This window comes from Kitasatospora xanthocidica (genome assembly GCF_014656195.1).
GTDB lineage: Bacteria > Actinomycetota > Actinomycetes > Streptomycetales > Streptomycetaceae > Kitasatospora > Kitasatospora xanthocidica.
Genome location: NZ_BNBY01000036.1, coordinates 28,844 through 43,377 on the forward strand (window position 1 = coordinate 28,844; position 14,534 = coordinate 43,377).

Consider the following 14,534-nt stretch of genomic DNA (forward strand, 5'->3'; position numbering starts at 1 on the left):
GGTCCGCTCTGCCCTCTCTGTGAACCTACCGAGGAGCCTCCCCGCATGGGTGCCAATTCGCTTGCCGCCGTTGTCGTGCTCGCCGCCGGTGGCGGGACCCGGATGAAGTCGAACAAGCTGCCCAAGGTGCTGCACGAGGTGTGCGGGCGGTCGCTGGTCGGCCACGCGGTGGCCGCGGCCGGGGAGCTGACGCCGGAGCAGCTCGTGGTGGTCGTCGGGCACCAGCGCGAGCAGGTGCAGGAGCACCTCGCGGCGCACTACCCCGCGGTGCGCACGGCCGTGCAGGAGGAGCAGAACGGCACCGGGCACGCGGTGCGGACGGCGCTGGAGGCGCTGGCCGCGGACGGCGTGCGGCTGGCCGGCACGGTCATCGTCACCGCCGGCGACTCGCCGCTGCTGACCGGGGCGACCCTGAACCGGCTGGCGGATGCCCACGCGGCCCAGCGCAACGGCGTCACCGTGCTGACCGCCGTCGTGCCGGAGCCCTTCGGCTACGGCCGGATCGTGCGCGACGAGGACGGCACCGTCGCCTCGATCGTCGAGGAGCGGGACGCCGACGACACCCAGCGCGCGATCGCCGAGATCAACTCGGGCGTCTTCGCCTTCGACGCCGAGCTGCTGGCCGAGGCGCTGTCCGAGCTCACCACGGACAACTCGCAGGGCGAGGAGTACCTGACCGACACCCTGGCGATCCTGCGCAAGGCGGGTCACCGGGTCGGCGCCGTGGTCGCCGATGACCACCGGGACATCCTGGGCATCAACGACCGGGTCCAGCTGTCGCAGGCCCGCCGGCTGCTGAACGACCGCCTGCTGGAGCGCGCGATGCGCGGCGGCGTCACCGTGGTGGACCCGGCGACCACCTGGTTCGACGTGCAGGTGACCTTCGAGCCGGACGCCGTGGTACTGCCCAACACCCAGCTGCAGGGCACCACCCACCTGGGCGAGGGCTGCGAGGTCGGCCCGAACTCGACCCTGAAGGACAGCTCGGTCGGCGCCGGTGCCCGTGTGAGCAACACCACGGCCGACCGCGCCGAGGTGGGCGAGCTGGCCTCCGTGGGCCCGTACGCCTACCTGCGGCCGGGCGCGAAGCTGGCCCGCAAGGCGAAGGTCGGCACCTATGTCGAGGTCAAGAACTCCGAGCTGGGCGAGGGCGCCAAGGTGCCGCACCTCTCCTACATCGGTGACGCCACGATCGGCGAGGGCACCAACGTCGGCGCGGCCTCGGTCACCGTGAACTACGACGGTGTGAACAAGCACCGCACGGTCATCGGCGCGCACTGCCGCACCGGTTCGGACAACATGTTCATCGCCCCGGTCACCATCGGTGACGGCGCCTACACCGGCGCGGGCTCGGTCATCACCACCGACGTCCCGGCGGGCGCGCTCGGCGTGAACCGCGCGCAGCAGCGCAACATCGAGGGCTGGGTGGAGCGCAAGCGCCCCGGCACGGTGTCGGCGCAGGCCGCGAAGGCCGCGGCCGAGGGCGCCCCGGAGGCCTGACGCGCCGGACGGCGGACCGAGGGCCGGTCCCGGGGCGGACGGTTTCTGCGCGGGCGCGTAACCTTGGGGACATACGTGCGCCACTGGGCTTACCGCCCGTGTCCAGGCGTACCGACATTCCCCCGACCCCGTACCGCGCGTGGGCCTCGCCTGCCCGCACAGGGTCGAGGGTTCAGCGTCCGCAACGCGAGGAGACGGTGCAGTGAGCGGGATCACGACGTCGGGCGAGAAGAAGCTGAAGCTCTTCTCCGGCCGTGCCCACCCGGAGCTGGCGAAGGAGGTGGCCGAGGCCCTCGGGACCGAGCTCGTCCCGACCAAGGCCCTGGACTTCGCCAACGGCGAGATCTACGTCCGCTTCCTGGACTCCGCCCGTGGTGCGGACTGCTTCGTGATGCAGAGCCACACGGCTCCCATCAACCAGTGGATCATGGAGCAGCTGATCATGATCGATGCTCTGAAGCGGGCCTCCGCCCGGAGCATCACCGCGATCCTGCCGTTCTACGGGTACGCCCGCCAGGACAAGAAGCACCTCGGCCGCGAGCCCATCTCGGCCCGCCTGGTCGCCGACCTGCTGCGCCAGGCCGGCGCCGACCGGCTGATGGCCGTGGACCTGCACACCGCGCAGATCCAGGGCTTCTTCGACGGCCCGGTGGACCACCTCTTCGCGCTGCCGCTGCTGGCCGACTACATCGGCGAGAAGGTGGACCGCAGCAAGCTGACCGTCGTCTCGCCGGACGCCGGCCGGGTCAAGGTGGCCGACCAGTGGTGCGACCGCCTGGACGCCCCGCTGGCGATCATCCACAAGCGCCGTGACATGACGCAGGCCAACACCATCCTGTCGGCCGACGTCGTCGGTGACGTCAAGGGCCGGGTCTGCGTCCTGGTCGACGACATGATCGACACCGCCGGCACCATCTGCGCCGCGGCCGACGCGCTGTTCGACAACGGCGCCGCGGACGTCCTGGTGGCGGCCACCCACGGGGTGCTCTCCGGCCCGGCCGCGGACCGGCTGAAGAACTCCCGGGTCAGCGAGTTCGTGTTCACCAACACGCTGCCCACCCCGGCCTCGCTCCAGCTGGACAAGATCACCACGCTGTCCATCGCCCCGTCGATCGCCGCCGCGATCCGCGAGGTGTTCGAGGAGGGCTCGGTCACGAGCCTCTTCGAGGGCGTGCACTGACGAAGCCCGCGCAGGCGGCCCCGGTCCCCGATGGGGCCGGGGCCGCCGCCGATTTCGCGGGAGGCCGCGCATGCGGTTAGACTCGTGAAACTGCTCGGCGAGGGATGCCGTGCGCCTGCTCGACGGGCGCCCGCGTCCGTGATCGACGCGCTGCCGGTGCCGGATCCCCGTCCGCCGGCAGGCCGTTGCCGCCGAGTGACCCCCGAACGTACTGAGGGTGTGGTCCCGGCGGTTTTTCGCGTTGCCTGCACCCCCGCGCCATCTTCCACGAGGAGTGCAGTCGTGTCCGAGATCCGTATTGCCGCTGAGACCCGCACCGAGTTCGGCAAGGGTGCCGCCCGTCGCGCCCGCCGCGCCGGCTTCGTCCCGGGTGTCGTCTACGGCCACGGCCACGCCCCGGTTCACCTGAACCTGCCCGGCCACGACCTGATGATGGCCCTGAAGACCCCGAACGCCCTGCTGGTCGTCCCGATCGAGGGCAAGGACGAGTACGTCCTGCCGAAGGCCGTCCAGCGCGAGGCCATCAAGCGCTCCATCGAGCACGTCGACCTGCTGCTGGTCAAGCGCGGCGAGAAGGTCACCGTCGAGATCCCGGTCCACACCGAGGGCGAGCTGGCCCCCGGCGGCAACCTGCTCGAGCACGTGCTGAACGCCCTGCCGATCGAGGCCGAGGCCACCCACCTGCCCGAGTCCGTCACCGTCTCGGTCGAGGGCCTGGAGGCCGGCGCCTCCATCCACGCCAAGGACATCGCCCTGCCGGCCGGCGTCACCCTGGCCGTCGAGGCCGACGCCGTCGTGCTGCAGGTCATCGGCGCCCAGGCCTCGCAGGCCGACGCCGACGCTGAGGCCGCCGAGGCCGAGGGCGCCGAGGCCTGAGCCTCGCGCACCGGCAGCTGAGAACGCTGTGTAGCTGAGACCGCTGCCCCGGTCGCTCCCGCTGGAGCGTCCGGGGCAGCGGTGCGTCCGGGACACGGCGCCTGAGGGGATGATGGCGTCGAGCGGTGAAGGCGAGGAGTGAGGGCACGATGGCGGACGAGTACGAGGGCCCCTGGCTGGTGGTCGGGCTGGGCAACCCGGGCGAGCAGTACGCCCGGAACCGGCACAACATCGGGTTCATGGTGGTGGACCTGCTGGCGCAGCGGATGGGCGCCAAGTTCAAGGCGCACAAGAGCCGGGCGCAGGTGGCCGAGGGACGGCTGGCGGGCAGGCGGGTGGTGCTGGCCAAGCCGATGTCCTTCATGAACCTCTCCGGCGGTCCGGTGACGGCGCTGCGCGACTTCTACAAGGCGCCGGCCGCCGCGCTGATCGCGGTCCACGACGAGCTGGACATCGACTACGCGGCCCTGCGGCTGAAGCTGGGCGGCGGGGACAACGGCCACAACGGGCTGAAGTCCATCACCAAGTCGCTGGGCCCGGACTACCACCGGGTGCGCTGCGGGATCGGCCGCCCGCCGGGCCGGATGGAGGTCGCGGACTTCGTGCTGAAGGACTTCTCCTCGACCGAGCGCAAGGAGCTGGACTGGTTCGTGGACCGTTCGGCCGACGCGGTGGAGGCGCTGCTGTCCGAGGGGCTGGAGCGGGCGCAGGGCACGTACAACTCCTGAACGCCCGTCAACACGGCGCGCCGGGTACGCAACAGTCGTACAACGCTTGCCCGGCCGGGCCTGAATCCGTGTGAGAAGCCCCTGCGGGATCGGATAGCGTCGGCCGGGTACGCGAACGGGTCCTGGGGAGTTCTCGATGCGGAGATTGCGTCCGGTCCGCCGAATCCGGCGGATCCGGGTGGTCCGGCTGAAGCAGTTCGGACGGCGGGTCGGTACGGCCGGTGCGCTGGGGGCGGCCGGGGTGCTGTTGTCGGGCGGTGCGGTGGCGCACGCGGACCCGGTGGCCGAGCCCGACTCGGCGGCCTCCCCGGATCCGGCGGCGGCGCAGTTCGCGCCGGTGCTCGGCGAGTCGATGGGGCCCGACGCGGGCCTGCTGGCGGTCGGCGGCGGCCTGGTGGTGGTGGCCGGCGGCGCGGCGCTGTGGTTGAAGCGCCGGCGCGCGGGTGAGTCCGCGGAGTAGGAACGTGCGGCGAGGGGCCGGTGTCCACGAACGTGGGCGCCGGCCCTTCGTCATCGGCTGTCATCCGTTTCGCGGGGGCGGGGCGTCCTGGGGGTATGAAGCGCGAAGACATACGCCAGGGGGACGGCGGCGGGGGTGACCCTTTCGACGAGTTCGTCTCGGCGCGGTACCAGGCCCTGCTACGCGGTGCCTACCTGATCACGGGGGACCTGCACGACGCCCGTGACCTGCTCCACGACGCCCTCGCCCGGGTGTACCCGAAACGCAGGACGATCCGGGACCTCGGGGCGGCCGAGGGCTACGTCCGCACGACGATGGTCCGCACCCACGTCTCGCGGTGGCGCCGGACCAGGCGCGAGGTGCTGACCTCCGCCCCGCCGGACTCGCCGGCGGCCCAGGCGGCCGAGCCGGACGGGCAATTGGCGGTCGCACTGGCCGGGCTGCCGCGGCGGCAGCGGGCTGCGGTGGTGCTGCGCTACTACCTCGACCTGCCGGTCGCGCAGGTGGCCCAGGAACTGGGCTGTTCGGTGGCCACGGCGAAGACCCATCTGGCGCGCGGGATCAAGGCGCTTCGACAGGAACTGGAACCGGTGAGGGAGTTGGTGGGTCGTGACCACTGAGGACGGGTTCGAGGAGGAGCTGGCGGTGCGGCTCGGGGCGCGCGCGGCGCGGGTCGGCGCCGGCGCGCCGGTGGCCGAGCTGAGGGTGGCCGGGCGGCGGCGGCTGCGGCGCACGGTGGCCGTGCGGGGAGCAGCCGCGGTGGCGGTGCTGGCGCTCGGCGCGGGGGTGCTGACCCAGCTGGGCGGCGGGGGGAGCGCGGCCCTCGGGCCGGCGGCGGCGCCGAGCAGGACGCCGAGCCCGACCCCGAGCGACGGGCGGCTGGTGCAGCGGGGGGCGGAGAACGACATCCTGGTGACGCGGGTCCTGAGCTGCCCGGGCGGGTCGTTCGCGTCGGCCGTACCGATCGGGCTCGAGACGCCGCAGCCGGAGCTGTCGGCGGCGGGCCAGACGGTCGAGCACATCGTGCGGGACGGGTACGACGACCACTACTTCTCGACCTGCCGGGACACGGAGACGAACACGCTGATCGTCAGGCGGAACCCGGGCCCGACAGGCCTGGACGCCGCCGTGGCGCAGGCCCTGGCCCCGTGGCCGGCCGTGAAGGTGAAGTTCGTCGACACGCCCTCGTACCCCTCGCTGCTGACGCTCGCCCGGGAGATCCGGGCGGAGGCCGGGGACTGGTCGGCGACGTACAAGGTGAAGATCGTGAACGTGGAGATCGCCGTGGACGGCACGGGGGTGATCATCCACACCCCGCAGGCGGAGACCGCCCGTGAGCAGCTGATCAAGCAGTACGGGCACCTGGTCTCGGTCGGCCTCTGAGACGGACGCGAAGGGCCGGTGCCTCCGGGGGGAGGCACCGGCCCTTCGACGTGCCCGCCGTCAGCCGGTGTTGCGCAGGCCGGCGGCGATGCCGTTGACGGTGAGCAGCAGCGCGCGGGCGCGCAGCGGGTCGTCGTGGCGGCCGGCCGAGGTCTCCTCGCGCTGGCGGCGCAGCAGCGCGACCTGGAGGTAGGAGATCGGGTCGAGGTAGGCGTCGCGGACGGCGAAGGTCTGCTTCAGCACCGGGTTGTGCTCCAGCAGTTCGCCCTCGCCGGTGAGCCGGAGCACCTCGCGCAGGGTGAGGGCGTGCTCGTCCTTGATCTGGTCGAAGACGTGGCGCAGCTCGCCGGGGACCAGCTGCTCGACGTAGTGGCGGGCGATCCGCAGGTCGGTCTTGGCCAGCGTCATGGCGACGTTGGACAGGAAGTTGCGGAAGAAGTGCCACTCGCCGTACATCTCGTCCAGCACGTCGCCCAGGCCGGCCGCGCGGGCGGCGGCGAGGCCGGAGCCGACGCCGTACCAGCCGGGGACGATCTGGCGGGACTGGGTCCAGCCGAAGACCCACGGGATGGCCCGCAGGCCGTCCAGGCCGGCGCCGGAGTCGGGGCGGCGGGACGGGCGGGAGCCCAGGTGCAGCGAGGCGAGCTGGTCGACCGGGGTCGAGGCGAAGAAGTACTTCGGCAGGTCCTCCTGCTCGACCAGGCCGCGGTAGGCGGTGTGGGCGGCCTCGGAGACCCGGTCCATCGCGGCGTCCCAGCGGGCCAGCTCCTCGGGGGCCTGGCGCGGGGCGGTGTGCAGCGCGGAGGCGGAGAGGGTGGCGGAGATGGTCAGCTCCAGGTTCTCCCGGGCGAGGGAGGGGAGCAGGTACTTGTCGGAGATGACCTCGCCCTGCTCGGTGACCTTGATCTCGCCCTCCAGGGTGCCCCACGGCTGGGCCAGGATGGCCTCGTGCGAGGGGCCGCCGCCGCGGCCGACGGTGCCGCCGCGGCCGTGGAAGAGGCGCAGCCGGATGCCGTAGCGGTGGGCGACGTCGCGCAGCCGGCGCTGGGCGCGGTGGATCTCCCACTGGGAGGTGGTGATGCCGCCGAACTTGGAGGAGTCGGAGTAGCCGAGCATGACCTCCTGGACGTCGCCGCGCAGCGAGACGAGCAGCCGGTAGGAGGGGTCGGAGAGCATCTCGTCGAGGATGCGGTCGGCCTGCTGGAGCTCGTCGGTGGTCTCCAGCAGCGGCACGATGCCGATCGTGGCGATGCCGGCGTGCAGGTCGATCAGGCCGGCCTCGCGGGCCAGGACGGTGGCGGCGAAGACGTCGTCGGCGCCCTGGCACATCGAGATGATGTAGCTCTCGACGATCTCGTCGCCGAAGCGCTCGAAGCCCTCGCGGATGGTGTTGAAGACGCCCAGGGTCTTGGTGCCGGCCTCGTCCAGCGGGGCCGGGGTGGGGGCGAGCGGGCGGCGCGAGCGGAGCTCCTTGGCGAGCAGCCGCTGCCGGTACTCGCGGGGCATGTCGGCGTAGCGCCAGGCCTCCTCGCCGAGGCGGTCGAAGAGCTGGCCGAGGGCGTGGTGGTGGGCCTCGGCGTGCTCGCGCACGTCCATGGTGGCGAGCTGGAGGCCGAAGGCCTCGATGGTGCGGATGGCGCGGGCGAGGCGGCCGTCGGCGATCAGCTCGCCGCGGTGGGCGCGCAGCGACTCCTGGATGAGCCGCAGGTCGGCGACGAGCTCGCGGGTGCCGAGGTAGTCGCGGCCCGCGACGTGCGGGGTGCCGCCGGCCAGGCGCTCGCGGGTGTTCTCCAGCTTGAGCCGGATGCAGGTGGCCTTGAGGCGGTAGGGCTCCTCGGCGTTCATCCGCCGGTAGCGCGGGCTGAGTTCGGGGAGCAGGTGCAGGTCGGTGTTGAGTGAGGCGAGCAGTTCGACCGAGGCGCCGGCCAGCCGCTCGGAGGTGGAGAGGGTGTTGCGCAGGTCGTCGATGGCGGCCAGCGCGTCCTTGATGCCGTACTCGTGCTGGAGGTTGAGGACGTCCCAGGTGACCTGCGGGGTGACGTTGGGGTTGCCGTCGCGGTCGCCGCCGATCCAGGTGCCGAAGGTCAGCGGGCGGACGCCGTCGGGGAGCGTGAGGCCGACCCGGGCGAGCTCCTCGTGCAGCTCCTCCAGGACCTCGGGGACGGCCTCGCGGTAGAGCTCGTCCAGGTAGTAGACGGCGTTGCGGGCCTCGTCGGTGGGCTCGGGACGGGCGATGCGCAGTTCGTCGGTCTGCCAGAGCAGGTCGATGACCTCGGCGAGGCGGCGGTCGGCGGAGCGCTTGGCGCTGCTGGTACGGGCCGGGTCGGCGGCGACCAGGCCGGAGGCGAGCTCCTCGCGGTGGATGCGGTCGAGGAGCTCGCCGATCCGGCGCAGCTTGTTGAGGACGCTGCGGCGGGCGGCCTCGGTGGGGTGCGCGGTGAAGACCGGGCGGACCGCGAGGTGGGCCAGGGTGTCCTCGAGGTGCTTGGGGTCGGCCTCGGCGAGCTGGTCGGCGGTCTGCGCGAGCAGCGAGCCCTCCCGGGCGCGGCGGGTGGCGAACTCGCGGCCGCGGTGCACCTGCTCGGTGACGTTCGCGAGGTGGAAGTAGGTGGAGAAGGCCCGGACGAGCTTGGCGGCGGTGTCCAGGTCGATGTCGGAGAGCAGCTCGGCGGTGGCCTCGCCGTCGGTGCGGCTGAGCAGGCGGACCTGTTCGACCAGGCCCAGCAGCTGGGGGCCCTCCTGGCGTACCAGCGTTTCGCCGAGCAGGTCGCCGAGGCGGCGGATGTCCGCGCGCAGGGCTGCGTTGTCGGCGACGGCCGGGGTGAGGCTGTCCGCCGGGGCGGGGACCGGAGCGGTCACGGCTGGCTCCCTGTGGTGGTGGGGGTTCGGCAACGGCTCATCGTCACAGCTCCACACCCGTGTGGCGGTTGTGACGCGTGCGGACCGCGCTGTCCGACGCGACCAGCATAGGTGTCGGGAGGTGCGCTGTCCGCGAGGTGGCCGGATGGCGGACAGTGCCGCCGAGCAGCGGATGTGGTCTGGACCACTTGGCGGACTCGGGACGTGTGCCGGACAATCCCGGTGGGGAGGGGTGGGGGTTGGCGCATACGCTGTCGGACATGAGCAAGTCGCCTGGGGAGCGCGTGCCGGTTCGGTCGTTCTGGTGGTGGAAGCGGCCGCGGAGCGCCTTCCTGGACATCGGGCTGGCCGTGCTCGCCGCGCTGGAGTGCGCGCTCAGCACGATCGCCTTCCTCTCCGACCGGGTCGAGCTGACCACCGCCGGCCTGGTCGGGATCGCCGTGCTCGGCACGCTGGCCGGCGGTTCGCTGGTGCTGCGCCGGCGCTGGCCGGCCGTCCCGGTCCTGGTCACGCTGATCGCGATGCCCGGGATGCTCGGTGTGGTGCTGCTGGTGGTCGCGCTGTACACGCTGGCGGAGACCTGGGAGTGGCCCACCCGGCGCTGGCGGGTGGTGGCGCTGTCCGCGCTGGCCCTCGCCGAGGCGGTCGCCGTGATGATGGTGTCGATGCTGACCCCCGGCGACCCGACGGTGGAGCAGCCGCCGCTGTGGGGCCAGGTCCTGATCTCGGTGCTGGTGGCGGTCGGACTGACCGTCCCCCCGGTGGTGACCGGCCTGTACGTGGGCGCGCGGCGACGGCTGATCGAGTCGCTCAAGGACCGCGCGCACGGCCTGGAGACCGAACTGGACCTGCTGGCCGAACAGGCGCAGGAGCGCGCCCGCCGCGCCCGGCTGGAGGAGCGCACCCGGATCGCCCGGGAGATGCACGACGTGGTGGCGCACCGGGTGTCGCTGATGGTGGTGCACGCCGGGGCGCTGGAGCGGATCGCCGCCAAGGACCCGGAGAAGGCCGCGCAGAGCGCCAAGCTGATGGGCGAGGTGGGCCGGCAGGCGCTGAACGAGCTGCGCGAGATCCTCGGCGTGCTGCGGATGGACGACGAGCGGCAGCCGGAGCCGGACTCGCTGGCCGGGCTGCCCCGGCTGGTGGACCAGTCCCGGGCGGCCGGGATGGCGGTGACCCTGACGGTCAGCGGCAGCCGGCAGGAGTTCACCGGCGAGGCCGAGCAGACCGCCTACCGGGTCGTCCAGGAGGGGCTGACCAACGCGCACAAGCACGCGGGCGGCGCACAGGTGTCCGTCCTGCTGGCGTACGCGCCGAACGGGGTGCGGGTGAGCGTGGTGAACGCCTGCCCGGGCGGGGAGCGCGGCGCGGCGCAGCTGCCCAGCGGGGGCAACGGGCTGGTCGGGATGCGGGAGCGGGTGATCGCGCTGGGCGGCACCTTCTCCTCCGGGCCGGAGGCGGACGGCGGGTTCCGGGTCGAGGCGGTGCTGCCGTCCCGGCTGGCGGTCCGGGCCGAGCGGCTGCGGTAGCCGCCGGCCGTCGCCGCGCTGTGCGGGTGCTGCCACCCGCCCGTCCGTCAGCGGTCGTCCGCGGTGCGCAGCCGTTCCGGGGCGGTGCCCAGGACCAGGGCGGTGATCGCCTGGTCGATGCCGTGGCCGAGGAACCACTCGCCGGTGTGGTCGAGGCTGTAGACCCGGCCCTCCTCGTCGACCGCCAGCAGCGCCTGCCCGTACGCCTCCTCGCCGAGCGGGGCGACCTGGGTGCCCAGGGCCCGGCCGAGGTCGAGCAGGGTGCGCGGCTGGTGCAGGCCGCACAGCGGGTCGATCAGGAACGGGGTGCGGGCCAGCTGGCGGCCCGGGCCGGACAGGTCGAAGGCGAGGCCGCCGAACTCGGCCCAGGCCTCCACCGCCGCCGGGAACACCGCGTGCCGGGCGCCGGTGGGCTCGCCGTGCCCGACCAGGGTGTCGGCCCACTCCTCGGCCTGCCGGATCTGCCAGCGGCCGGGGTGCCAGCCGGCCGCCTTGAGCTCGGCGGCGACGTCGGCGGGGAAACGGGGGCGGGTCCGCGCGAGGGTGCCGGCGGCGGCGCTGCCGGTGGCGGACAGGGTGGCCGGCGGGGGCGGGGGCGGGCTGGGCGGATTCAGGACGGACTCCAGGGCTCGGGGACGGGGGGACGGACCGGGCGGGCATTCGGCCGGTCAGCGCGCGGGCGGCCCGACGGCGACGCTCTGCACGGTGAAGTGCTCCAGCATCGGGACGCAGGAGCGGCACGGCGGGGCGTGGGTGCCGTGCGCCGGGTCGCCCTCCTCGCGGATCCGGACGGTCGTCATCCGGGCGCCCTTGAGTGCCTTGCGGGCCTCGTGCAGGGTCATCGGCTTGCGGGCGGCGCGCTTGGAGCGCCGGCCGTCGACCGCCGCCAGGTACTGGGAGAGCAGGACGGCCTCCGGGCAGCGGCCGGTGAACCGCTCGCGGTCCTCCAGCGGCAGGGTGTCCAGGAAGCCGGTGACCAGGTGGTGCAGGACCGGGCGCCGGTCGGCCTTGTCACCCGCCAGGGTGTGCACCTCGCCGCCCTTGAGGGACAGCGCGGCGGCGACGGCGGGCAGCAGGCTGTCGCGGTGGTGGCGCAGCACGGGCGGGTCCGCCGGCTCACCGGTGGTCATCCGTCGTCCTCCTCCTCGTTACCCGGCGTCGGCCGGAGTGGCCCGGCCGGTCGTGGGCAAGCCTGTCAAACGACACCGACATCCGTACAACCGGGGTGCGGGGGTGACGGATACCGGTCGGACCGGACGGGTGGTCACCCGATGCTGGCCGAATGCACACCCCCTCGTCATGACTTGTCCACCGATTTACCGAAAACGCCCCGGGGCCCGGGCGGCGGCCGGTACCGTTCCGGCAGCGGGCCGGGGCGAGGCCGGCCGTCCGGGCGGCCGCCGGCGGGGCCGACTCCGGTGCCCGCGCCGGACGTTGAGGCCGCCGGGGAGGGCCCGTGCCCGCCCGGCGCGGAGCAAGGGGGTGTCTCCTTGGTGGGGTCGGATCAGCGGGCGTCGTCGGGGTGCGTGCATCGGCGCCGCCGAGGATGGAGTCCATGCGGAGCATCGGCGACTGACGAGAAGGCGCCTAGGGGCGTGCCCCGGCGGCGGTCGCCCGGCCCCATCAGGGAGACACCCCCCGGGGGGCTCGCGCGATGACGTCGACACCACAGGCCGGGCACGGGCGCGCCGGGAGGGTCCCGGCCGGGCGGGCCGGGGCCGAGCCCTGGCGGACCGGGGCCGAACAGGCCGCCAACCAGGCGCCCGGCGGCCACGTCCCCACCCCGGGGGAGCCGCCCGGGCCGGTGCCGGAGCACCCGGTCGGGCTGGCCGTGGTCGGGGCCGGCTACTGGGGCCCGAAGCTGGTCCGCAACGCGCAGCACACCCCGGCGCTGCGGCTGCACTGGCTCTGCGACCTGGACGAGGCCAAGGCCCGCGCGGTGCTGGGGGAGTACAGCACCGTCGGGGTGACCGGCAGCTTCCGGCGGGTGCTGGCGGACGAGCGGGTCGGGGCGGTCGCGGTGGCCACGCCGGCGGGGGCGCACTACGCGCTGGTCCGGGCGGCGCTGGAGGCCGGCAAGCACGTGCTGGTGGAGAAGCCGATCACCACCTCCTCCGCCGAGGCCGAGGAACTGGTCGACCTGGCCGAGCGGCGCGGACTGGCGCTGATGTGCGACCACACCTTCTGCTACACCCCGGTGGTGCGCCGGATCCGCGAGCTGGTGCACGGCGGGGAGATCGGGGACGTCCAGTTCTTCGACTCGGTGCGGATCAACCTCGGCCTGGTGCAGCCGGACGTGGACGTGCTGTGGGACCTCGCCCCGCACGACCTGTCGATCCTGGACTTCGTCCTGCCGCCCGGGGTCGAACCGGTCGGGGTGTCCGCCCAGGGCGCCGACCCGATCGGCGCCGGCCGCGCCTGCGTCGCCTACCTGACGGTCCGGCTCAGCAACGGCGCGCTGGCGCACTGCCACGTCAACTGGCTCTCCCCGACCAAGGTCCGCACCACGCTGATCGGCGGCTCGCGGCGCACCCTGGTCTGGGACGACCTCAACCCGCAGGCCCGGCTGGCGGTGCACGACCGCGGGGTGGACCTCACCCCGCCCGACCAGCTCACCGACGCGATCCGGCACCGGGCGCTGATCTCCTACCGGGTCGGCGAGATGGTCGCGCCGGCCCTGGTCGAGCAGGAGGCGCTGCGCAACGTCATGACCGAGTTCGCCGCCGCCATCACCGAGGGCCGGGCCCCGCTGACCGACGGCCGGGCCGGGGTGCGGGTGCTCCAGCTGCTGGAGGCCGCCTCGCTCAGCCTGGAACTCGGCGGCGCGACCGTCCCGGTGGGCACGGCGGCCCGGGCCGGGGCGGAGGCCCGGTGAGCGGCGACGGGGTGAAGGGGGGCGAGGCGGCGGAAGGCGTACCGCTGGTCGACCTGGCGGCGGCGCACGCCGAGGTCGAGGCCGAGGTCCGGGCCGGCTTCGACCGGGTGCTCGCCTCCGGCGGCTTCGTCAAGGGGCCCGAGGTGGCCGGGTTCGAGCGGGAGTACGCGGCCTTCGCCGGCGCCCGGCACTGCGTGGGCGCCGGCAACGGCACCGATGCGCTCGAACTGGCCCTGCGCGCCCTGGACCTGCCGCCCGGCGGCGGGGTGGTGCTGCCCGCCAACACCTTCGTCGCCACCGCCGAGGCGGTGCTGCGGGCCGGGCTCCGGCCGGTGCTGGTGGACGCCGACCCGGCGCACCTCCTGATGGACCCGGAGCGGGCCGCCGCCGCGCTGGGCGGCGCGGTCGCGCTGCTGCCCGTCCACCTCTTCGGCCAACTCGCCCCGATGGGGCCGCTGCTGGAGGCGGCCGACGGGCGGCCGGTGGTGGAGGACGCCGCGCAGTCCCAGGGCGCCCGGCAGCACGGGCGCACCGGGTACGGCCGGATCGCGGCCACCAGCTTCTACCCGGGCAAGAACCTCGGCGCCTACGGCGACGCCGGCGCGGTGCTGACCGACGACGACGAACTCGCCGACGCCGTACGGCTGACCGGGGACCACGGCGCGCGCGACAAGTACCGGCACGAACGGTTCGGCTGCAACTCCCGGATGGACGCCCTGCAAGCCGTCGTGCTGCGCGCCAAGCTGCGCCGGCTGCCCGCCTGGAACGCCGCCCGCCGGGCCGCCGCCGCCCGCTACGACACGCTGCTGGGCGGGCTGGACGGGCTCACCCTGCCGCGGACCGCGCCCGGCAACGAGCACGTCTGGCACCTGTACGCGGTGCGGATCGGCCCGGGCCGGGACCGCGACGCGGTGCTGGCCGCACTGCACGCCGCCGGGATCGGCGCCGGGGTGCACTACCCCGTGCCGGTCCACCTGCAGCCCGCGTTCCGTCACCTCGGCCACCGCGCCGGGTCGTTCCCGGTCGCCGAACGGGCCGCCCGCGAACTGCTCAGCCTGCCGCTGCACCCGCACCTCACCGGCGCGCAGCAGGAGCGGGTGGCACGGGTGCTGGCGCGGGCCCTGCACGCCCGGCGGTGACCCGG

At 74.0% G+C, this 14,534-nt stretch carries 13 protein-coding genes; 10 read left to right on the plus strand and 3 right to left on the minus strand.

Annotated features, from left to right (window positions below):
* Positions 1 to 45 precede the first annotated feature (45 nt).
* The 7 genes from glmU (at position 46) to IE332_RS35930 (ending at position 6,127) form a co-directional block, all read left to right on the plus strand.
* Positions 46 to 1,500 carry a bifunctional UDP-N-acetylglucosamine diphosphorylase/glucosamine-1-phosphate N-acetyltransferase GlmU gene (gene glmU / locus IE332_RS35900; RefSeq protein ID WP_189924966.1) on the plus strand — a complete coding sequence of 485 codons (1,455 nt, stop codon included), beginning with the start codon at positions 46 to 48 and terminating at the stop codon, positions 1,498 to 1,500.
* 202 nt (positions 1,501 to 1,702) lie between these two features.
* Positions 1,703 to 2,680, plus strand: coding sequence for a ribose-phosphate diphosphokinase (locus tag IE332_RS35905; RefSeq protein ID WP_189924968.1), 978 nt, complete (start codon positions 1,703 to 1,705; stop codon positions 2,678 to 2,680).
* Between the two features lie 282 nt (positions 2,681 to 2,962).
* Complete coding sequence (locus IE332_RS35910) at positions 2,963 to 3,556, plus strand: 50S ribosomal protein L25/general stress protein Ctc (protein ID WP_189924970.1); 594 nt, start codon at positions 2,963 to 2,965, stop codon at positions 3,554 to 3,556.
* A 149-nt stretch (positions 3,557 to 3,705) separates the two neighbouring features.
* Entirely contained in the window at positions 3,706 to 4,284 is a 579-nt protein-coding gene (gene pth / locus IE332_RS35915; RefSeq protein ID WP_189924972.1) for an aminoacyl-tRNA hydrolase, read from the plus strand.
* Between the two features lie 136 nt (positions 4,285 to 4,420).
* Positions 4,421 to 4,744, plus strand: coding sequence for a hypothetical protein (locus IE332_RS35920; RefSeq protein WP_189924974.1), 324 nt, complete (start codon positions 4,421 to 4,423; stop codon positions 4,742 to 4,744).
* A 95-nt stretch (positions 4,745 to 4,839) separates the two neighbouring features.
* Complete coding sequence (locus IE332_RS35925; protein WP_189924976.1) at positions 4,840 to 5,364, plus strand: SigE family RNA polymerase sigma factor; 525 nt, start codon at positions 4,840 to 4,842, stop codon at positions 5,362 to 5,364.
* Positions 5,354 to 6,127, plus strand: coding sequence for a hypothetical protein (locus IE332_RS35930; RefSeq protein ID WP_189924978.1), 774 nt, complete (start codon positions 5,354 to 5,356; stop codon positions 6,125 to 6,127). Before IE332_RS35925 ends, IE332_RS35930 begins: the two co-directional genes overlap by 11 nt.
* Positions 6,128 to 6,187: 60 nt before the next feature.
* Here IE332_RS35930 and ppc read toward each other — a convergent pair whose 3' ends face one another.
* Positions 6,188 to 8,986 carry a phosphoenolpyruvate carboxylase gene (gene ppc / locus IE332_RS35935; RefSeq protein WP_189924980.1) on the minus strand — a complete coding sequence of 933 codons (2,799 nt, stop codon included), beginning with the start codon at positions 8,984 to 8,986 and terminating at the stop codon, positions 6,188 to 6,190.
* A gap of 260 nt (positions 8,987 to 9,246) precedes the next feature.
* On the opposite strand from ppc, the gene IE332_RS35940 reads away from it, so the two are divergent.
* Positions 9,247 to 10,515 carry a sensor histidine kinase gene (locus tag IE332_RS35940; protein WP_189924982.1) on the plus strand — a complete coding sequence of 423 codons (1,269 nt, stop codon included), beginning with the start codon at positions 9,247 to 9,249 and terminating at the stop codon, positions 10,513 to 10,515.
* Positions 10,516 to 10,562: 47 nt separating this feature from the next.
* On the opposite strand, the gene IE332_RS35945 is transcribed toward IE332_RS35940, so the two are convergent.
* Positions 10,563 to 11,090 carry an SUKH-3 domain-containing protein gene (locus IE332_RS35945; protein WP_189925009.1) on the minus strand — a complete coding sequence of 176 codons (528 nt, stop codon included), beginning with the start codon at positions 11,088 to 11,090 and terminating at the stop codon, positions 10,563 to 10,565.
* Between the two features lie 93 nt (positions 11,091 to 11,183).
* Positions 11,184 to 11,645 carry a YwqJ-related putative deaminase gene (locus tag IE332_RS35950; RefSeq protein WP_189924983.1) on the minus strand — a complete coding sequence of 154 codons (462 nt, stop codon included), beginning with the start codon at positions 11,643 to 11,645 and terminating at the stop codon, positions 11,184 to 11,186.
* Positions 11,646 to 12,169: 524 nt separating this feature from the next.
* On the opposite strand from IE332_RS35950, the gene IE332_RS35955 reads away from it, so the two are divergent.
* Together IE332_RS35955 and IE332_RS35960 are read left to right on the plus strand one after the other, a co-directional pair.
* A complete protein-coding gene (locus IE332_RS35955; RefSeq protein WP_189924984.1) occupies positions 12,170 to 13,390 on the plus strand; it encodes a Gfo/Idh/MocA family protein in 1,221 nt (406 codons plus the stop codon).
* Complete coding sequence (locus IE332_RS35960; RefSeq protein WP_229929182.1) at positions 13,387 to 14,529, plus strand: DegT/DnrJ/EryC1/StrS family aminotransferase; 1,143 nt, start codon at positions 13,387 to 13,389, stop codon at positions 14,527 to 14,529. The genes IE332_RS35955 and IE332_RS35960 overlap by 4 nt, the downstream gene beginning before the upstream one ends.
* The last annotated feature ends 5 nt before the right edge of the window (positions 14,530 to 14,534 follow it).